18 protein-coding genes are annotated in these 18,580 nt (G+C 44.4%); 10 read left to right on the plus strand and 8 right to left on the minus strand.

All coding sequences use genetic code 11. The features are described from left to right. Positions 1-4 precede the first annotated feature (4 nt). From OCV50_RS07665 to OCV50_RS07675, 3 genes are all read right to left on the minus strand, one after another. Positions 5-814 carry an adenosylcobinamide-GDP ribazoletransferase gene (locus tag OCV50_RS07665; RefSeq protein ID WP_261902666.1) on the minus strand — a complete coding sequence of 270 codons (810 nt, stop codon included), beginning with the start codon at positions 812-814 and terminating at the stop codon, positions 5-7. Then, positions 814-1,860, minus strand: a complete 1,047-nt coding sequence (cobT, locus tag OCV50_RS07670; protein WP_261902667.1) for a nicotinate-nucleotide--dimethylbenzimidazole phosphoribosyltransferase — start codon at positions 1,858-1,860, stop codon at positions 814-816. The genes OCV50_RS07665 and cobT overlap by 1 nt, the downstream gene beginning before the upstream one ends. A gap of 122 nt (positions 1,861-1,982) precedes the next feature. After that, a complete protein-coding gene (locus OCV50_RS07675) occupies positions 1,983-2,594 on the minus strand; it encodes a flavin reductase family protein (protein WP_261902668.1) in 612 nt (203 codons plus the stop codon). A 676-nt stretch (positions 2,595-3,270) separates the two neighbouring features. On the opposite strand from OCV50_RS07675, the gene OCV50_RS07680 reads away from it, so the two are divergent. Further along, a complete protein-coding gene (locus OCV50_RS07680) occupies positions 3,271-3,966 on the plus strand; it encodes an NAD(P)H-binding protein (RefSeq protein WP_261902669.1) in 696 nt (231 codons plus the stop codon). A gap of 185 nt (positions 3,967-4,151) precedes the next feature. Beyond that, positions 4,152-5,525, plus strand: a complete 1,374-nt coding sequence (locus OCV50_RS07685; protein ID WP_261902670.1) for an L-cystine transporter — start codon at positions 4,152-4,154, stop codon at positions 5,523-5,525. Between the two features lie 107 nt (positions 5,526-5,632). Here OCV50_RS07685 and OCV50_RS07690 read toward each other — a convergent pair whose 3' ends face one another. Together OCV50_RS07690 and OCV50_RS07695 are read right to left on the minus strand one after the other, a co-directional pair. Next, the gene (locus OCV50_RS07690; RefSeq protein WP_239842026.1) at positions 5,633-6,028 is read right to left on the minus strand and encodes a GlcG/HbpS family heme-binding protein; all 396 of its coding nucleotides are present in this window, start codon (positions 6,026-6,028) and stop codon (positions 5,633-5,635) included. Positions 6,029-6,037: 9 nt separating this feature from the next. Further along, complete coding sequence (locus OCV50_RS07695; protein ID WP_390905073.1) at positions 6,038-7,012, minus strand: aldo/keto reductase; 975 nt, start codon at positions 7,010-7,012, stop codon at positions 6,038-6,040. 121 nt (positions 7,013-7,133) lie between these two features. On the opposite strand from OCV50_RS07695, the gene OCV50_RS07700 reads away from it, so the two are divergent. After that, positions 7,134-8,024, plus strand: a complete 891-nt coding sequence (locus OCV50_RS07700) for a LysR family transcriptional regulator (protein ID WP_261902671.1) — start codon at positions 7,134-7,136, stop codon at positions 8,022-8,024. 279 nt (positions 8,025-8,303) lie between these two features. Beyond that, on the plus strand, positions 8,304-8,492 hold the full coding sequence (locus tag OCV50_RS07705; RefSeq protein ID WP_261902672.1) for a hypothetical protein: 189 nt from the start codon (positions 8,304-8,306) through the stop codon (positions 8,490-8,492). Positions 8,493-8,698: 206 nt separating this feature from the next. Here the strand turns inward: OCV50_RS07705 and OCV50_RS07710 are convergent, their stop codons facing one another. The 3 genes from OCV50_RS07710 to OCV50_RS07720 all read right to left on the minus strand — a co-directional run bounded on the left by OCV50_RS07710 (position 8,699) and on the right by OCV50_RS07720 (position 12,419). Beyond that, complete coding sequence (locus OCV50_RS07710) at positions 8,699-10,303, minus strand: BCCT family transporter (RefSeq protein WP_239842029.1); 1,605 nt, start codon at positions 10,301-10,303, stop codon at positions 8,699-8,701. A gap of 424 nt (positions 10,304-10,727) precedes the next feature. Then, the gene (locus tag OCV50_RS07715) at positions 10,728-11,249 is read right to left on the minus strand and encodes a DUF2058 domain-containing protein (RefSeq protein WP_239842030.1); all 522 of its coding nucleotides are present in this window, start codon (positions 11,247-11,249) and stop codon (positions 10,728-10,730) included. A 108-nt stretch (positions 11,250-11,357) separates the two neighbouring features. Then, positions 11,358-12,419, minus strand: a complete 1,062-nt coding sequence (locus OCV50_RS07720; protein ID WP_261902673.1) for an AraC family transcriptional regulator — start codon at positions 12,417-12,419, stop codon at positions 11,358-11,360. A 196-nt stretch (positions 12,420-12,615) separates the two neighbouring features. Here OCV50_RS07720 and OCV50_RS07725 point away from each other — a divergent pair, with 196 nt between their 5' ends. The 6 genes from OCV50_RS07725 to cdd all read left to right on the plus strand — a co-directional run bounded on the left by OCV50_RS07725 (position 12,616) and on the right by cdd (position 18,510). Next, complete coding sequence (locus tag OCV50_RS07725) at positions 12,616-13,653, plus strand: DUF2804 domain-containing protein (RefSeq protein WP_261902674.1); 1,038 nt, start codon at positions 12,616-12,618, stop codon at positions 13,651-13,653. Positions 13,654-13,717: 64 nt separating this feature from the next. Further along, entirely contained in the window at positions 13,718-14,566 is an 849-nt protein-coding gene (locus OCV50_RS07730) for a sterol desaturase family protein (protein WP_261902675.1), read from the plus strand. Between the two features lie 198 nt (positions 14,567-14,764). Continuing rightward, positions 14,765-16,189, plus strand: coding sequence for an exodeoxyribonuclease I (sbcB, locus tag OCV50_RS07735; RefSeq protein ID WP_261902676.1), 1,425 nt, complete (start codon positions 14,765-14,767; stop codon positions 16,187-16,189). 46 nt (positions 16,190-16,235) lie between these two features. Then, positions 16,236-16,607 carry a CidA/LrgA family protein gene (locus tag OCV50_RS07740; protein ID WP_261902677.1) on the plus strand — a complete coding sequence of 124 codons (372 nt, stop codon included), beginning with the start codon at positions 16,236-16,238 and terminating at the stop codon, positions 16,605-16,607. Between the two features lies 1 nt (position 16,608). Beyond that, positions 16,609-17,286, plus strand: a complete 678-nt coding sequence (locus tag OCV50_RS07745) for a CidB/LrgB family autolysis modulator (protein WP_239842037.1) — start codon at positions 16,609-16,611, stop codon at positions 17,284-17,286. A gap of 336 nt (positions 17,287-17,622) precedes the next feature. Further along, positions 17,623-18,510 carry a cytidine deaminase gene (gene cdd, locus OCV50_RS07750; protein ID WP_239842038.1) on the plus strand — a complete coding sequence of 296 codons (888 nt, stop codon included), beginning with the start codon at positions 17,623-17,625 and terminating at the stop codon, positions 18,508-18,510. Positions 18,511-18,580 lie beyond the last annotated feature (70 nt).

An 18,580-nucleotide genomic window follows, 5' to 3' on the forward strand; every position in this document is an offset into this window, starting at 1 on the left:
GTAGTTACCCAATAAAACCGTTATAAAACGCGGCAATAAACAACAAGTAAGTTGAGAGCTCAACCAACTGCTGCGCTGCGCCTAAACAATCTCCAGTAAAACCACCAATACGTACTGTTAACCAGCGTTTAAGTAGTGTACGAACGACATAGCCTATAGCTAACAACACAATGCTGAATTCAATACCAAACCAAAGACTTGGAAAGAGTCCAATAGCAATCAAAAATAGGGTTTCAGAGCGGGTCTGTTTATTTGCTAACGGCTTACTTTTGCTGGTATCAGGGTCACTGACATAAGGCATATCGTAAATAAGTGACGCTGCGATGGCTCGGCTAAATGCGTAGCTAGAAACCAATATCATAAAGAGATCTGCGGTTCGGGTCTGTTCGATAAGCTCGCTTAAAAAGACCCATTTGCCCAATAGAGCCGTTATCAAAGCTGACGCACCGTAGGTACCAATACGGCTGTCCTTCATGATAATTAGGCGTCGCTCAATCGTCATGCCACCACCAATGCCATCAGCCATATCTGTTAGGCCATCTTCGTGGAATGCACCCGTCAGCATTAAACTAAACGCCATGATGAGTATCAATGCGACATCAGCCGGAAAGAACAAGCTCAGTAAAACATAAACCGTGGCGCACAATAGACCCAGCAAGATACCGACCGTCGAAAAGTAACGTCCTGCTCGATTCATTCGCTCTTCAGAATATGGCGTATCGTGTGGTACCGGTAGACGAGAGAAAAAGCCCAATGCCAATAAAAACAGTTGCCATTGATATTTAATGCCGCGGTCCGCTTCGAGCTGACTCATTACACCGTCACTCCAGCGCTCTCAAAGCTTGCCATATCATTGTAAAACTCTGCAGCAGCCTTAATCAGAGGCAGTGCCAATGCTGCGCCAGTGCCTTCACCCAGTCTTAAACCTAAATCCAATAACGGTTCGGCATGTAGTTCATTCAATACGTGTTGATGCGCGTTTTCTTGAGATTTATGCGCAAACAGCATGTAGTCGCGACATGATGGATTAATTAAGTTCGCCACATACGCCGCAACTGAGACAATAAAGCCATCAACCAGAACCGGAGTTTGCATTTTTGCCGCGCCTAGGAATCCACCAATCATTTGTACAATCTCAAAGCCGCCCACTTCAGCGAGCACTTCTTCGATGGCTTTGCCCTTACAACGAGCAACACCGTTGGCAACCACTTGCTGCTTACGCTTGAACTGTTCGTCATCGATACCAGTACCAAGTCCAACACACTCTTTTGAGTCTAAACCTGATAATGCACTTAGTATTGCTGAGGCGCTGCTTGTATTGCCAATTCCCATTTCGCCAAACATAACCAGATTACAGCCTTGCGCGATTCTTCTTTCAATCAGTGACAGACCATAGTTGATCCCTTTCTCGACCTGTTCACGTGACATCGCTGCTTGTTGGTTAAAATTACGAGTACCGTTGCCCAATCGTTGCGTCACCAGTAACTCAGAGTGGCTACCTGAAATCGCACTCATATCGATGGCTTCTAGAATGCCTGCATCGACAACCGTTAAGTTGATGTCGTTGAGTCGACAGAAACAATTGATCGCTGCTCCGCCGTATAAAAAGTTCAATACCATTTGTTGCGTTACGGCACTTGGAGCAATACTCACCCCTTCATCCGCAATGCCATGGTCACCGGCAAAAACAAACATTGAGGGCTGAGTGATTTGAATTTTTTCAGGTGGTGTTTGGCTTTGTTGGCTTTGGATAAGTGCTAGTTGAAAAGCGGTCTTCTCTAACAGGCCTAATGCGCCCAGTGGTTTGGTTTTCTGATCAATTTGATTTTGGATAAACGCAGAGTGTTGAGTGTCTAGCATGGACGTGACTTACCAATGTGATGTTCTGAAGATTTAATAACTAATTGACTGTTTTATAGCGAAGCGCATTTTGTTTGAGCGCATAACTGAAAGACTGAGCCGATCGTCGACTCAGCTTTGGATTATTTTGGTCGCGCTACCGAAAAAACATTAGAGAGCGTCGCGTATTCACCACCACCTAGGCGTGACAACGGGTTCAGCGCTAGTGCATCTATTTTCAATCGCTCACTGGATTTATCAATGATGTCCTCAGCAATGTATACCGTTTCAACTTTGGCAAATACCAAGCTTTGAGGCACATCGCCGACCTCTTTAACCTCAAACAGCGTACAGCCGAACGCAACAGAGCAATTCTTAACACGCGGTAAAGAGAAACCATCGAACTCTACTAGCTCAATGTCGTTCGCTTGTACTTCAGATTGATCGTGATCCAGCGTTGCCGCCGTAGCCGTCATAACTTCCGCACAAGATTCAGACGCAATATGGATCACTAACTTGCCGGTTTCTATCGCATTTTTGGCGGTATCTTTGATCTCACCTGTCGGCTTTTTACCTACAGAAAGCATCAAAAGGGGTGGCTGGCTCGATACTGGGGTGAAATATGAAAATGGGGCTAGGTTATACACATCACCACTTGATTTGGTGAGTGCCCACGCTATCGGACGAGGGATAACCGTTTGAGTCATCAGGTGGTAGATTTCATTTGCAGAGAGAGTATCGAACTGGAGGTTCATCGCGCATCCTTGGCTGTGACAAATTAATAACCAGTTTACTTGCTATCGTCTTATCTATCTATCGATAACTCGCCTTTGAACCCGTGTTTGTTGTCGAATTGAACAAAATCGACTCAAAAATCTCAATTTGACTGTCAATTTGAACAATAGTGACCCATTAGAAAACGCATTCTAATAAAATCAAACACTTAAAAGTTGGCATTAGTTATGCTTTATTTAAAGTGCTTTAACTCACTCACTATGAAAAGCCAAGTGTACGGTTATCAGGGAACGAAAACAGAGGTACACATTTAGCAGTATAAGATTTAGGAGGTCTCTATGTTCGCTAACCAAAGTAGAAAAAAACCGAATAAATCTGGAAAACAAAGCAAAAAGGTGAAGAAAATCCCACTCTCCTTCACTTAGGCAAGCGTTAGTCTCCAGCGCAAGCCAGAAAGCCCGCCCCACCCCGCGGGCTTTTGTTCTTTTTAACGACACACTTTCTAATATCCAAACCAGTTTAGATCTTACTATTACTCAGTGCCTATTCGGTCAATCCTCAGCGCCAACTCACTGTAAATATGAATGATTTGTAGAGTTCTTCACGGAATTTTCTGGATCTTATGCGTAGATTGAGCCAAAACTAAAAGACTCAACATCAAAAGCTGATTATTCCGCCACTCACTAAGGAGCTCGCATGTCCATTCAAGGAGATAACTCTTCCGTTATCGTAGCCGGTGCTACAGGGTTGATTGGTGGTCATGTAATGGAGCAGCTACTTGCTGAACCTTCAGTTCAAACCGTATATGCTCTCACTCGTTCTCAAATTAAAAGAGAGCCAGCTTCAAATAAGCTGATTCAAATCATCAACAATGACCTGGATATAACACAGTGGGATGAAGGGCATCCAAGGCCGACTCTTGGTGTTATCTGTTTGGGGACGACCATCAAACAAGCAGGCTCAAAGGCAGCCTTGCGTAAAGTTGATGTCGAGTTGGTCACTCACGTAGCTCAAACCATGAAGTTTTTGGGCGTAGAACGCGTTGCAGTAGTATCCAGCTATGGGGCCTCTCAGACTTCCTACTCACACTACTTGAAGTGTAAAGGACAAATGGAGCAAAACCTCATTCGTATTGGATTCAAGCAGTTGTTTATTGCAAGACCTGGACCACTGCTTGGCAATAGAACAAAGCCAAGATCCGATGAAAAGTTCCTGCAAACGCTCTCACCTCTTTTCAAACCTTTTATGATCGGTCGTTTAAAAAACCTTCGCCCAATCGAGTCAGAATGGGTTGCCAAAACGATGCTGTTTAAATTATTCGAAAATAATTTTAAAAATGTCGAAATTTCCAGTTCGAGTGAGATGCTTAATTTTTTGGCGAAATATCGCTAAATTGGTGGCTGAACCATCACTCTGTTGAATATCCGAACAACCGCTCTTTTAGATATGACTAATTGATCTATCAAATTACTTTTCCTTATTTTACGTTTTGTTACAGAACGTTATTTTACCTAACAGTACTCATGCCTATATATCTAGGCTTCCTATTGTTCTGAAGTAATTCATAAGGAAATTCAATGTCATTCCCTGCTATCGCTGCCTTAGCGGTATTTACTGGTATTCTCTTTTTTCTCTACGGACAGCAGAAGAAAGAACACACACTTTCACGTCTAGTACTGCTTGGTCTTGTTTTTGGTAGTGGTTTTGGTCTAGGCCTTCAACTGCTATTCGGCGAAGGCAACCCAATCATCAAGGAAACCTTAGACTGGGTTAACATCGTTGGTCGAGGTTATGTTGGTCTATTAAAAATGGTCATCATGCCACTGGTACTGGTCTCTATGATCGCAGCTGTTGTGAAACTAGAGAAAGGTGGTTCACTGGGTAAAATTTCAGGTATCACCATTTCAGTATTGCTTGCAACTACAGCAATTTCCGCAATCGTTGGTATCATTGTGACACAGGCATTTGGTCTTTCTGCTGAAGGTCTAACAGAAGGCGCACGCGAAACGGCTCGCCTTGCGGCACTTGAAACTCGCGCTGACCGTGTCTCTGATCTGACTATCCCCCAGATGTTGGTAAGCTTCATCCCAACCAACCCATTTGCTGATCTTACTGGTGCTCGCTCAACGTCCATTATCGCGGTTGTTATCTTTGGTGTATTAACGGGTATTGCTGCGCGTAAGGTAATGGCTGAAAAAGAAGAGTTAGAGTCGCCAATCCGCACTTTTGTAGAAGCGGCTCAATCAATCGTTATGCGCCTTGTTAAGATGATCATGGCTCTAACGCCATACGGCATCGCAGCGTTAATGGCGAAAGTTGTCGCGACGTCAAGCGCATCTGACATTCTAAGTCTACTTGGCTTCATCGTAGCTTCTTACGTGGCTATTCTACTGATGTTTGTTGTGCATGGCGTATTGGTTTCTTTTGTGGGCGTTAACCCGAAAGAATACTTCAAGAAGATCTGGCCAGTACTAACGTTTGCATTCACTTCGCGCAGCTCTGCGGCAACAATTCCGCTAAACGTCGAAGCGCAGATCACTAAGCTTAATGTTCCACCAGCGATTGCTAACTTGTCTGCTTCTTTCGGCGCAACAATCGGTCAAAACGGCTGTGCTGGTATCTACCCTGCAATGCTAGCGGTAATGGTTGCACCGACTATGGGCATCAACCCTATGGACATTAACTTCATCCTATCGCTGATTGCTATCATTACCGTAAGCTCATTTGGTATCGCTGGTGTCGGTGGTGGCGCAACGTTTGCAGCTCTAATCGTACTGCCAGCAATGGGGCTGCCTGTAACTATCGCGGCACTGCTTATCTCTATCGAACCACTTATCGATATGGCTCGTACTGCGCTTAACGTTTCAGGAGCGATGACTGCAGGTACTATTACAAGTCGTATCCTAGGCAAGAAAGAAGAACAGAAAGATCTACAACAAGCTCAAGCGTAATTCACTAAAGCAATTCGACTTAGATTAAGTGGCTAACGCTCACTGAGATTTAAACCAAAAAACCGATGCGCATGGCATCGGTTTTTTAGTTAAAGAGAAACAAAAAGCTATAGCTCTAGAACAGAGATACTTGATTGAGCAAGCTGTTCATCTTCTTCCTCACTCAGCCCGCTGATCCCAATTGCTCCAACGACCCGATCCTCACAAACTATAGGCAAACCACCTTTAAAGCCTGTGATCTTAGAGTCATTCCAATAACTAATATCCTTCCCTGTCGAGCGCGCCCACTCACCTAAGTGGCCACTTGGTTGGCGATCGCGCGCGGAAGTGTAAGCTTTACTTTTTGCCAGCACACCCGCCTGAACACTCACATCATCCATTTTGGCGAATGCGATTAATTCGCCATGAGTATCACAAACAGCAACCGCGACTTGCTGTTGATTCTGAGTGGCGATTTCAATTGCTGCCGAGACCGCTTGTTGAGCCTTATTTAAAGTCAGCATGATTACCACCTATGGTAGAGCTTGGCCACGAGAATAAACAAATAGGTTGTACCACTCTTCTCGAGTGAGATTAACCTTTGTCGCCGCAACACTTGCTTGGATTCGCGCAAGGTTGGTTGTACCGATTACTGGCTGAATACCCGCAGGGTGGCGCAGAAGAAACGCTAATACGATTGCTTCGCTAGTCACGCTGTATTTCTCAGAGAGCTGTTGAACGTATTTGGAAGTCGCTCGTACACTTTCGTCGTCAGAGTTTAGTCCTTGCACTGAGAAGCGCCCTTGTGCCAGACACCCCCACGCTTGAAGTTGAACACCCTTAGCTCGGCAGTATTCTAATGTACCAGGCGCCCAGTCAGACTCGTTCAAACCCTGAGAGTTAACTAAAACAACATCGTTAAGCCAATCCAGTTTTGCAAGGCTCATCTCCATTTGGTTTACCACTAACGGCTTATCAAGCGCTGATTGTAGATATTCGACCTGGTGACCACTCATATTAGAGACACCAAAATGCTCCACCTTACCCGCCGCATGCAGATCTTGCAGTGTACGTGCTAGCTCATCCAACTCCATCAAAGGATCAGGACGATGCAATAAGAGTACATCTAACTTCTCTGTATTTAATCGCTCAAGAATGCCTTCAACTGAGCCTTGTACCCATTGTGCTGAAAAATCATAACGTCCTACGTTGCCTTCACCTTGAAAACGAATACCGCATTTTGACTGTAAGAACATGTGATCTCGTAATTCAGGTTGGCTCTTTAATACTTGGCCGAATGCCTGTTCTGCTTTGGAAAATGTGTAAATGTCAGCATGGTCAAAAAGATTGATACCTGAAGCCATTGCCGTTTCAATAATGCTCTGCGTTTGGTAGACATCATCTTGTGAAACTGGACTATCGTTCCAACCGCCACCCAGCCCCATACAGCCGTAGGCAATCTCACTGACATTGGTCAGATATTTAGACAAAGGAAGTACGTTTTTCATTAGTCATTCTCGTATTCATAAACTCAGTCTTAATCATATTGTTCTACGAGAAAAACAGAATAGCCTGAATCCGAAATGATTGTTCGTTATAATGAACAAACTAAAAACTGGAGAGTTAAGTATGAATGAGCACAAACGGATTGAAAGGTTGATGTTATTTGTTGAGCTTGCTCAGCATTTAAATTTCACTAAGGCTGCAGAACAGCTTGGAATTTCAAAAAGTTACTTATCTGAACAGATAAAACGATTGGAGAGCGACTTAGAGTGTCCGTTACTCGTTCGAACCACACGCAGTGTTAGGCTCACACTCCAAGGCGAGCGTGCGCTTGCTCAAGGATTGGTGATTCGATCACAAGTGCTCGACTTAGAACGCAGCGTATCCGACGAGCATGAAGCGATTAAAGGGGTATTAAGAATCACCGCCCCAAAAATGTTCACTGAGGTATATCTGTCCGACCTATGCCAACGCTTCCAAGAACGTTACCCAGAGATCTATTTCGAGATCAACAGCAGCTATACCACCTATAATCTCAATCGAGAAGATATCGATATCGCATTTCGCGCCACGAATACCCCACCGGAAAACATGGTGGCCAAAAAACTGTTTTCGTATCAGCATGATTTGGTCGCAGCGCCGAGCTATATTGATAAGTTTGGTTTGCCTACCTCTTTAGACGATCTTCAAAATCACCAGTGTCTTGCAACTTTGCATCAACATGAATGGCCTTTTAAAAGTGGTAATGTGCATGTTTCAGGTTGGCTATCGAGTAATGAAAACCACCTATTAAAGCAGCAGGCTATACGCGGCAGTGGCATCATTCGTATCGCCAGTTACTATGTCGCTGAAGAGATAAAACAAGGCCACCTAACACCGCTGCTCACCGATGAGTGTATTGAACACGGCAATTCCATCTACCTGTTCTATCCTCAAATGATCTACCCAGCCAGAAAACACAAAGCGTTTGTACAGTTCGTGCAAGACTACTTCGAACAACTTCAAGTCGGAGGTTAGTTTAATAACGCATCAGACATAGGCTCGATTGCCCCCTGAAACCTCATCGACCTTGAACACAGCAATCATAAAGACATACTTTGTTACCTTTGCAATCGGACTAAAGTGATCGTCTGTTCTCCCAATAGCGAATAACCTAACGATAGCCAAAGTGAATATGTATACATTTGAATGCACATCACTAGATTAAGTCGTGACTTAAAAGTGCCATCAAATCGAAATATCAATTTGCGTTACTGGAGTTACCCATTGAGACAATGAGTACAATCAGGAGGATGTATGAAATACTGCCCGTTCTGCTCGACCGAGTTAATCGAAAGACACCATGTGCAGGTGTGCCCACGAAATGAGATTGGCGAATGCCGCTTCGATGGCTATGAACAGTACGAACAGCGTGTGTTGGCCGAACTCTCGTCTGACAGCCTTAATGTGAATAGCAATGTCTACAGTCGAGTCCCTGAAAGGTAATCCTCAGCCAAAGTCTGTAACGACTTAAAGCTTATCGTCACTGACACTTTCGATTGACCATCGCCCTTTTAGACATACTTGATAGCGATGGCTAGACAAATAAAAACGCCCTTGCAGATACAAGGGCGTTTTTCATCTATGTGATGTTACGATTTTTAGTAGTATCACTTAAGACGACAAATAGTCGCCTAAGCACCCACTCGTCATTATTTCGCAGTATCAGCAGCCACTGTTGGCTGATCCACTTCAGTCAAAAGACCTTTAATTAAGCTAACACAGCCCAATAGCAGGATAATTGTGAACGGAAGTGCCGCAATGATGGTGATCGATTGCAGTGCTTGAATCGACTGCGTACCACCAATCCATAGCATTACCATTGCGATTGCACCTGAGATGACTGCCCAGATAACCTTTTGACGAACTGGAACTTCGAGTTTGCCACCAGCAGTCATGCCATCGATAACGATAGAGCCTGAGTCGAGCGTCGTTACAAAGAATACGATAATCAGCGCCACAGCAATAACCGATAGAATGTTACCTAGAGGGTAAGCATCTAGCATGTAGAACAAGCTCAGAGATACGTCTGCAATGCCTTGATCAATTCCCAACTGACCGACCTTGTCGATCACTTGCTCAATAGCGACACCACCGAAAATAGACATCCAAGCCGTCGTTACTAGCGTAGGAATAATCAGCACACACAATAGGAACTCACGAACCGTACGCCCCTTAGAGATACGCGCAACAAACATACCGAAGAACGGTGCGTATGCTACCCACCATGCCCAGTAGAATACCGTCCAACCATGCAACCAAGTTGTGTCTTCACGACCTGTAGTTTGGCTCAGCGGGATAATGTTCTTCACATAACCCGTTACCGCTGTCGCAAGCGAATCCAAAACAGTGGTGAAGTTAAGTACCGCAATCAGACCAAGGAAAACAAACGCGATAACCATGTTTAGGTTACTCAACAGTTTTACACCACCGTCCATACCACGCAGTACAGATACAATAGCCAGTACCATGATCAGTACAATGATTAGCTGTTGTAAGAACAGATTGTTCTCTAAACCAAATACATGACTAATACCACTTGCTGCTTGCGTACCACCTAGACCAAGCGATGTCGCTAAGCCGAACAGTGTTACTAGTACCGTCATTACATCGATAACGTCACCTGTTTTACCCCAAACTTTGTCTCCAAGAATTGGATAAAACACCGAACGCATTGATAGCGGTAAACCTTTGTTGTAAACAAAGTAAGCAAGACACAGCGCCGCCATGCCGTAGATAGCCCATGCGTGCAAACCCCAGTGGAAAACAGTCGCGCCCAGCGCCGCTTCACGACCTGCAGCAGTGTAAGCTTCTGCGTTTAGCGGTGTTCCATACCAGTTGGTAAAGAACGCAGTTGGCTCAGCTACACCCCAAAAGATAAGGCCGATACCCATGCCTGCAGCAAACAGCATCGCAATCCAAGATGCCATAGTGTAGTCAGCCGTTGCGTTTTCACCACCTAAGCGAATTTTACCTAGTGGAGAGAATGCTAAGCCAATAGCGAAAATAAGGAAAAGGTTCGCGCCCCACATGAATAGGAAATCGAAGTTCGCGAGTACTGCGCCTTTCACCGCGTCGATAGCCGCTTTTGCATCGCCGGGTGCCATTGCGAGAAGAGTTACAATGAAGAGAATTGAAAGGCCTGCTGAAGCAGTGAAAACCGTGTTGTGGACATCCATGCCCCACTTATTGATGTTGTCTTGACCGACTTGATAATCTGTTGAATCTATACTGTATTTTTTTGACTTAAAACTCATAAATTATGATGTACACATATTCGACAATCCGAATATAAGGACCAACTCCATATCCAATTAAAATTTGATCAGCGCGCCATACCATATACATGGTTAAAAATAAGTGAATTTAATCAATCACTTATGACGTCTTACTCAATCCCGAGGGCGCTATTATAACACAAAATAAAATACTTTTTTGGCAAGCTCTGCGCACAATCTCACCAACAACAGCATAACCAACTGATTATAAAGAACTTAATAGTGGTTACTTTTTTGAAAAAATAGTTAGAGTACAAATTAAATTTCTTGCTCAAAGTCACCTCAATAAGCGGTTAATGCTGCCATCGCATTTGGAACGATTACCTTAGTCGAGGCATAAAAAATGCAGTTGACTCATTCGAGTGCAACTGCATTTTTAATTCGTTATTGGCTTATTGTCGTGTTACCACATCAAATCGTCTGGTACTACGAAATCTTTGTACGGATCATCTTCATCAACCGCTTCTTCCGATGCTGCCTGAGTATCCACGATCGACTCTTCGTCACGCATCGCAATCTTGTTTGCAACGCTGGTTGGGATAATCACATACCCTTCACCGTCACGAGCGATACTTAAAATACCTTTGCTCAGCTGCTTTTGAGTCAACTCTTCAACGTACAGGTGCTTCACTAACGTACCATCAGTAAAGTTATATTTGATCTCGCCATCTTTTTGCTCGATCTTGTTCATTGCTATCAACTGTTTCACCTGAGCTTTGATCTCTTTGCTCAGCTGTTTCTCTTTCATCTGTTGATTAAGCTCTTTGTCTTTCGCTTGCTGCGCTAGACGATTCTCTTCCGCTGCTGCTTTTGCTTCACGAGCTTGAACGCGTGATTTTTTAGAGCCTTTCTTTGCTTTTTTCAGCTTTTTCTCATTAACCAAGCCAGCTTTTAGCATCTGCTCTTGGAGTGTTAACTTTGCCATGACTTTCCCAGTTCAGGATTAAAAACGGCACTATCATACCTGTTTTTTGTCACTCTGTTTATATCTCAGAGCGGGTTTATGACAAGCATAAACGGTGAAAATGCCAAACTAATTCGACAAGCGCTGGCGAAACTCGGCTGGGGACTGATTCATCCAACGCTTGAATGCTCGTCTAAAGTTGGCGGAATCACTGTAGCCAAGACGCTCTCCTATATCTTCTACGCTCATATCGCTGCTCAGTAACAGCTCTTTGGCAAGCTCTTTGCGAACTTCCGCAAGCAGTTCATGATAACTGGTCTTCTCTTTGGATAAGTCACGACGCAATGTTCGTGAAGAACAACCAAACTCGTGAGCTAATTGCTCAATCGAAGGAAATTGACCCAATTCTCGATAAAGCATCGCTTTCACTTGATTACTGAGAACAGAAGAAGAGCCTAAACTTGCCATAATGCTATGACAGGATGCCAAATAATGTTCCAGGGTTGTCGCATCATGGCTAGGTAATGGTTCAAAAAGTACCGCACTGCTAAAGCGCAGTTCACAAAACGTTTGAGCAAACGTCACATTACAACCAAAGCGCTGCCGATACTTATCCCCATTAACTGGTAAAGAGTACGTGGGTTCAAGATAAGAAAAGCACAGGTCATTGAGCTGTAGATTTTGGCGGGTTAACTGATAAAACAGAGAAACCAATGAGCTAAAGAAGTACTCACAACAAAATGGCAGCATTTCGCCGATATCTAAGGAGTTCTCAATTCGGATAACGGCTTCATCTGAATCTTGGATAAGTACGACAGAGAAGATAGGGCCATTTAGACGAAGATATTTAAAACCACTTTTTATTGCTTCCAAAACGTTTTCGCTCGTCGCTAGCACGTAGCCAAGCACCCCAAAATGGCTAAGCTTTGCCTGTTGACCAAGCCATAACCCCACCCCTTCCTGTGGTAATAGACGATTTACTGCCTTAAACACCATCAGTTTGTCGGCGAAACTCAGTTGGGTATTAGGATTTTGCCAATCAATGTTGGATAAACCAAGCGAAGACAACAACGCTTTACAGTCGATACCACGCGACTCCAAACCATCAAACAGTAATGAAATGTCTAATGTCCCCAGTGGTTGATGGACACTACTCGGTTCATAAGCAGCGAGTATTTTCTCTTTTGTCATTGCTCTTCCTTAATCACTTTTCCACTGCTTTTCTCATCCACAACATAAGTCGGTTTATTGTGTTTCACTCAATTTGTGTATTTCCAGTTTGAGGCAAAAGCGTGACAACAAATCCTCTAATGTCCGTTAATGACCTAACGTTGAGCTTTTCGGCTAACTAGAATAGCTATTATGTTAATGCCATGTAAATATCATCATGATTAAACCTGAAATCATCCGACACGCACCCACCACTATTATTGACGCTCATGGCAAACCTGTTTTTGGTCAGTTTGATACGATCCCTCACCAACTGAACATAGAGAGGTTCGATTATCGTAACGCCATGGATAATCGTGCCAATAAGTTACAGCGCTACTTTCATTACAAGCAGTTTCAATTCGTTAGCGTAGTTACATCAAGCCATGTCATTGGTGTTGCCATTGCTGACATTCGTTATCTAGGTTCAGCCTTCTGCTATGTATACAACATCAAAGAGAACCGAATCGAAGAGCAGTCTTGGCTTCGACCATTGTCATTCGACAAAGTTACGACCTCTTCTCCCTTTCAAGGCGACACTCACATAGCATGCGGTCAGATTCTATTCAGCATTAACCAAGGTAAATGGACGGCAGAGATAAAGACCAAACAGGTACAAGCTAGCCTCGAATTTTTATCCGAAAACAATAGCCACCCACTCTCAATGACAACGCCAACGGGTTACTCAGGTTGGACCTATACCCAGAAACACAATGCCCTTGCAGTCAGAGGAAAGCTAATCGTTGATGGGAATGACGTAAATCTCGACAACGCATTGGGAGGGTATGACTTTTCTGCTGGTTATATGCGCAGAGAAACCAGTTGGCGCTGGGCGAGCATAAACACACACCTTTTCGATGAATCTTCTCAATCCACTCGTTTAGGGTTGAACCTGGCTGCAGGAGTTAATGAAACCGGAACCTGCGAGAACGCACTGTGGGTGAATGGTATTAAGCACCTACTTCCTTCGGTCTACTTTGAATTTGATCGCGATGACATCACGCAACCTTGGCAGGTTCACTCTGAAGATCGCCGAATTGATCTCACTTTCACGCCTTGCAATAAACGCAGCGAAAAACTGAACTTCCTCGTACTCAAGAGCAATTTTCGTCAGTTCATCGGCCACTTTTCAGGTTCAATAAAAGACAACAATGGAGTCATCCACCAGCTTGATCATGTGCTTGGTTTAACCGAAGACCACTTTGCTCGTTGGTAAGCCCATATCAATTCACTAACCCACGCAATAACCCAACTGTTACTACTACACACTGAGGCATCAGATGAATATAGAGTCACTCATTAATAATCCGGAATGGTTACTCGTGGTACTTGCACCGCTTTTTATCGTTTGTATGCTGGCAGAATATTTCATTGGACAAAAACAAAACCATCTACCCGAAAACTCTCGCTACACTCTTCCAGAAGTTGCCTGCAATTTTACGCTAGCTGGAATGCATCAACTATCGGATTTGCTCACGGGCTTATTGGTCGCACACCTCTACCTTTGGCTCTTTGGTTGGAGGTTAATGGATATAGAAATGGGGCTAGCTAGCTTCCTATTATTAATGGTACTGCAAGACTTTTTCTATTACTGGTTCCACCGAGCCAGTCATCGAACACGCTGGATGTGGGCATCGCATGTAGCCCACCATAGCTCTGAACGAATGAACTTCAGCACTGCGTTTCGTCAAAGTTTGATGTACCCAATATCAGGCATGTGGGTGTTCTGGTTGCCTCTGGTAATCATCGGTTTCGAGCCAAAATGGGTGGTATTCGTCGTGCTTCTCAACCTCGGTTTGCAGTTCTTTGTTCATACGCAATGGATACGCACGCTAGGTCCTTTGGAGTGGGTTTTCAATACGCCTTCTCACCACCGTGTACATCATGGTCGCAATCCGCAATATATCGACAAAAACTACGCTGGCGTGCTCATCATCTGGGACAAACTATTCGGCACGTTTGAACCCGAGGTGGAAACCGTTCGCTACGGTACGACAAAACCAGTCAACAGTGACAATCCAATAACCGTTACTTTTCAAGAGTGGAAACTCATTTTCCAAGACTTGCGAAACAGTGAATATAGCTGGCCTAAAAAGCTCAGAATGATGTTTACACCCCCATCCGATTAATATTGATATATTCCTAAATTTAATAGGATTAATGAGTTTTAATACCATCAGCTTTGCTATTTGGCTTAATTGAATAGTAATGCATCGATTTGATGAAATTTATTTACAATGCGGCTTGCACCGTCACCGCTTCCTGTCAGATACTGAGGAAAAGTCACCTTCAGTCACAGTAGACCCTATCTACTGTCAGGATATTCAATGAGCTCAGATAATCAGCCGACCTATTTCTTCTTCGACTACGAAACTTGGGGTACGAGCCCAGCTAAAGATCGACCAAGTCAATTTGCGGGTGTCCGCACCGACCAAGATTTCAACATCATTGGTGAGCCACTGGTCATCTATTGCCAACCACCCGCTGATTATCTACCTGCACCTGAAGCTGCATTAATCACACGAATCACGCCACAAAAAGCGATGTCACAAGGTCTACCTGAGCCAGAGTTTATCGCGAAGATTCACGCTGAGTTATCTAAACCAAATACCACTAGCCTTGGTTACAACAGCATTCGTTTCGATGATGAAGTGACACGTTATACCTGTTACCGAAACTTCATTGATCCGTATGCATGGAGCTGGCAGAACGGCAACTCTCGCTGGGACCTATTGGATGTCATGCGTGCTGTCCATGCATTACGTCCAGATGGCATTGTTTGGCCAGAAAATGAAGAAGGATTCCCGAGCTTTAAGTTAGAGCACCTGTCTGTGGCTAACGGTATCGAACACGAAAATGCCCACGATGCGATGGCTGACGTAGTTGCCACCATTGAACTGGCGAAAAAGATCAAAGCTGCACAACCGAAAATGTTCGACTACTTGTACAACATGCGCCACAAACGCAAGCTCAACGAGCTGGTCGACATCGTAAACATGACACCACTGATGCACGTTTCGGGCATGCTTGGTAAAGAGTGCAACTACACCAGTTGGATTGTGCCAATGGCTTGGCACCCGACCAATCAAAATGCAGTTATCGTGGTCGACCTAGCGAAAGATCCAAGCCCTCTGCTTGAGTTAGATACAGACGCGTTACGTGAAAGGCTTTATACCAAACACAGCGAACTAGGCCCTGATGAACTACCAGTGCCGATCAAGCTGGTACAACTCAACAAGTGCCCGATTCTCGCGCCTGCGAAAACACTCACAGCCGAGAATGCAGAGACTATTGGTATTGACCGTCAGCAATGTCTAGCCAACTTAGCGCTTCTTCGTGAGCATCCAGAGATCCGTGAAAAACTCATCGGGCTTTATTCGGTAGAACGTGAGTATGAAAAAGACAACGACGTCGATACTCAATTGTACGATGGTTTCTTCTCGCCTTCTGACAAAGCGGCGATGGACATCATTCGCCAAACAGAGCCAAACAATCTTGCGGCTCTAGATATTAGTTTTGCTGACGAACGTATTGAACCTCTACTATTCAGGTATAAAGCGCGCCACTATCCTTGGACGCTTGATGAATCAGAACAGCAAAAATGGGCCAATCACTGCCGTGAGTTTTACGAAAGTCGACTTGAAGATTACATGCTTAACCTTGAGAATCTTGCTCATGAGCATGAAAACGACGAGAAGAAGATGGCGATACTGAAAGCCGTATATCAATACGTAGAGAAGTTGGCTAGCTAATACATCGACTTAACTTCACAACTTAACCTAACTACAGAGACACCTTTTGAAAGAAAGACTGATCCAACTCGTGTACCTGATGATCTCCTTTACCTTGATCATCGGCTCACTGACAGCCGGTAATGCCATACAGAGCCTTCTTGATACTTCGATTCCTGGAAGTATCTTTGGCATGCTGCTGCTTTTCTTTGCGATGGTGATCGGAATCATACCCCCTCACTGGGTACAACCCGGTGCGAGCCTGATCATCCGTTTCATGATCCTTTTGTTCGTACCAATCAGTGTCGGGCTGATGGAACATTTCGACATGTTAGTCGCCAACGCTCTACCTATTTTAGCCAGTGCCATTGGCGGTACACTGATCGTTTTAGTATCACTCTCTTGGTTTTTGGACCGAATTATTGCGAAGGGTAAATAACATGTGGATTCTATTGACCATTGTTGTATTTCTATTTGCCCGTTGGATCAGTCAAAAGGTGAATTCACCTTTGTGTAATCCTCTATTGATCAGTCTCGCCATTATTATTCCGATACTGACCTACTGGCGTGTACCATTCGAAGAGTATTACGCAGATAACACTTGGATTACCTACATGCTGCAACCAGCAGTGGTTGCCTTAGCATATCCATTGTATGAACAACTGCCTCAGATCCGCGCGAATTGGCGTATCATCACTCTCGCTTGTGCAGTCGGTAGCTTGATGTCGATGCTGAGTGCTTCTTTAATTGCCGCCGCATTTCATGCAGACCTTGGACTAATCGCTAGCTTGTTAGGTAAGTCCGTCACAACGCCAATTGCAATGGAAGTCTCCAGCCATTTAGGTGGTGAAGCTGCAATCGCTGCAATATTGGTTCTGCTTGTCGGCCTGTTCGGTGCAATATTCGCTTACCCGATCTACAACCTGATTGGTATTAAGAGTCCAATCGCTCGTGGATTGACTATGGGCACCGTTTCTCACGCCTTGGGCACTGCGACCAGCGCCGAGAAAGACCCGCGTGATGCGGCATTTAGCTCATTGGCTTTGGTTTTATGTGGTGTGATCACGTCAATACTCGCGCCATCGGTGTTTTCTTTGGTGCTGTGGTTGTACTCATGAACCTCGATATCCAGCCAACAACTTATGCTATCGAAATAGTGAGCCACTACTGAAGACGTATGCCACTACCATTTTTCTATAAAAATTAGAGCGCTTTTCCAACAACACATTGGAAATTGCGCTCTTTTTTTCCGCTAAGCTATTTATTAATGCAATGTGATGCACCTGACAATTTGTGACATCAATTACACTTTGCCGGCTGCAAACGATTTCATTTGTGACCTCACTCTAATTGTGCAACACAATGTAACAACCGACATACAATAGTGACAATGATCACAGAAAATTCCTGAGTATTGCATAAACTTAAAGCCTAAGGTCAATTAAGGATTCAACATGAACAGTCGTATTACCCTGGCGCTGGAAAGTGCTCCAGCTTCATTGAAAGCACTTTTAAGTGACATCGTATTAGCAGACAACTTTGACGCCACTATTTCTAAAGAGCAGTTTCAAAGCTTGCTGGATGCAAGCGGTCTTTCTGATAAAGAAGTTCGCCTAGCTTTACTGCCAATTGCAGCGGCATTCTCATATGCCCCACTTTCTGATTTCTACGTTGGTGCAGTGGTGCGCGGCCTTTCAGGTCACCTCTACTTCGGTGCAAACATGGAAATTGCAGGCGCCCAGCTTGGACAAACGGTTCATGCTGAACAAGCAGCGATCAGCCACGCTTGGATGAAAGGCGAAAAGGGACTTACTGATGTCACCATCAACTACAGCCCTTGTGGCCACTGTCGTCAATTTATGAATGAGCTGACGACAGCAAAAGAGCTTAAAATCCAGCTACCAGAACGTGAAGAGCGTTCACTACAAGATTATCTACCAGACTCTTTCGGCCCTTCTGATCTGGGTATCACCGAAGGCCTAATGACAGAGCTTGACCATAAGTACACGACTGAAGAGACAGCACCTATCGTAGTCAAAGCTCTAGAGTCGATGAACCGTAGCCATGCTCCATACACCAAGAACCTAAGCGGTGTGTCTCTACAATTGGCTAACGGTGACATCTTCACAGGTGCCTACGCAGAAAACGCTGCGTTCAACCCAAGCTTACCTCCACTTCAAGTGGCGATGATTCAAGTAATGCTTGCTGGTTTTGACTTCGACCAAATTGAGAGCGCAGCTCTGGTTGAAAACGCAGAAGGCAAGATTAGCCACCTAGCGGATACTCAATCAACACTTGAAGCAATTAACCCTGATATTCCAGTAACTTACTTAGCAATCTAATTGCAATAAGTTAACATGTAATTTACATCAGCAGCCCGATTCCAATGGGCTGCTTTTTTTATGCTTAAAA

Origin of the sequence: Vibrio fortis (genome assembly GCF_024347475.1) — a bacterium.
GTDB classification, from domain to species: Bacteria; Pseudomonadota; Gammaproteobacteria; order Enterobacterales; family Vibrionaceae; genus Vibrio; species Vibrio fortis.

What these genes read in the sequence shown, in the direction of transcription:
- OCV50_RS07665 (WP_261902666.1), bottom strand. Translation starts at nt 814, where the DNA reads ATGAGTCAGCTCGAAGCGGACCGCGGCATTAAATATCAATGGCAACTG.
- cobT (WP_261902667.1), bottom strand. Translation starts at nt 1,860, where the DNA reads ATGCTAGACACTCAACACTCTGCGTTTATCCAAAATCAAATTGATCAG.
- OCV50_RS07675 (WP_261902668.1), bottom strand. Translation starts at nt 2,594, where the DNA reads ATGAACCTCCAGTTCGATACTCTCTCTGCAAATGAAATCTACCACCTG.
- OCV50_RS07680 (WP_261902669.1), top strand. Translation starts at nt 3,271, where the DNA reads ATGTCCATTCAAGGAGATAACTCTTCCGTTATCGTAGCCGGTGCTACA.
- OCV50_RS07685 (WP_261902670.1), top strand. Translation starts at nt 4,152, where the DNA reads ATGTCATTCCCTGCTATCGCTGCCTTAGCGGTATTTACTGGTATTCTC.
- OCV50_RS07690 (WP_239842026.1), bottom strand. Translation starts at nt 6,028, where the DNA reads ATGCTGACTTTAAATAAGGCTCAACAAGCGGTCTCGGCAGCAATTGAA.
- OCV50_RS07695 (WP_390905073.1), bottom strand. Translation starts at nt 7,012, where the DNA reads ATGAAAAACGTACTTCCTTTGTCTAAATATCTGACCAATGTCAGTGAG.
- OCV50_RS07700 (WP_261902671.1), top strand. Translation starts at nt 7,134, where the DNA reads ATGAATGAGCACAAACGGATTGAAAGGTTGATGTTATTTGTTGAGCTT.
- OCV50_RS07705 (WP_261902672.1), top strand. Translation starts at nt 8,304, where the DNA reads ATGAAATACTGCCCGTTCTGCTCGACCGAGTTAATCGAAAGACACCAT.
- OCV50_RS07710 (WP_239842029.1), bottom strand. Translation starts at nt 10,303, where the DNA reads ATGAGTTTTAAGTCAAAAAAATACAGTATAGATTCAACAGATTATCAA.
- OCV50_RS07715 (WP_239842030.1), bottom strand. Translation starts at nt 11,249, where the DNA reads ATGGCAAAGTTAACACTCCAAGAGCAGATGCTAAAAGCTGGCTTGGTT.
- OCV50_RS07720 (WP_261902673.1), bottom strand. Translation starts at nt 12,419, where the DNA reads ATGACAAAAGAGAAAATACTCGCTGCTTATGAACCGAGTAGTGTCCAT.
- OCV50_RS07725 (WP_261902674.1), top strand. Translation starts at nt 12,616, where the DNA reads ATGATTAAACCTGAAATCATCCGACACGCACCCACCACTATTATTGAC.
- OCV50_RS07730 (WP_261902675.1), top strand. Translation starts at nt 13,718, where the DNA reads ATGAATATAGAGTCACTCATTAATAATCCGGAATGGTTACTCGTGGTA.
- sbcB (WP_261902676.1), top strand. Translation starts at nt 14,765, where the DNA reads ATGAGCTCAGATAATCAGCCGACCTATTTCTTCTTCGACTACGAAACT.
- OCV50_RS07745 (WP_239842037.1), top strand. Translation starts at nt 16,609, where the DNA reads ATGTGGATTCTATTGACCATTGTTGTATTTCTATTTGCCCGTTGGATC.
- cdd (WP_239842038.1), top strand. Translation starts at nt 17,623, where the DNA reads ATGAACAGTCGTATTACCCTGGCGCTGGAAAGTGCTCCAGCTTCATTG.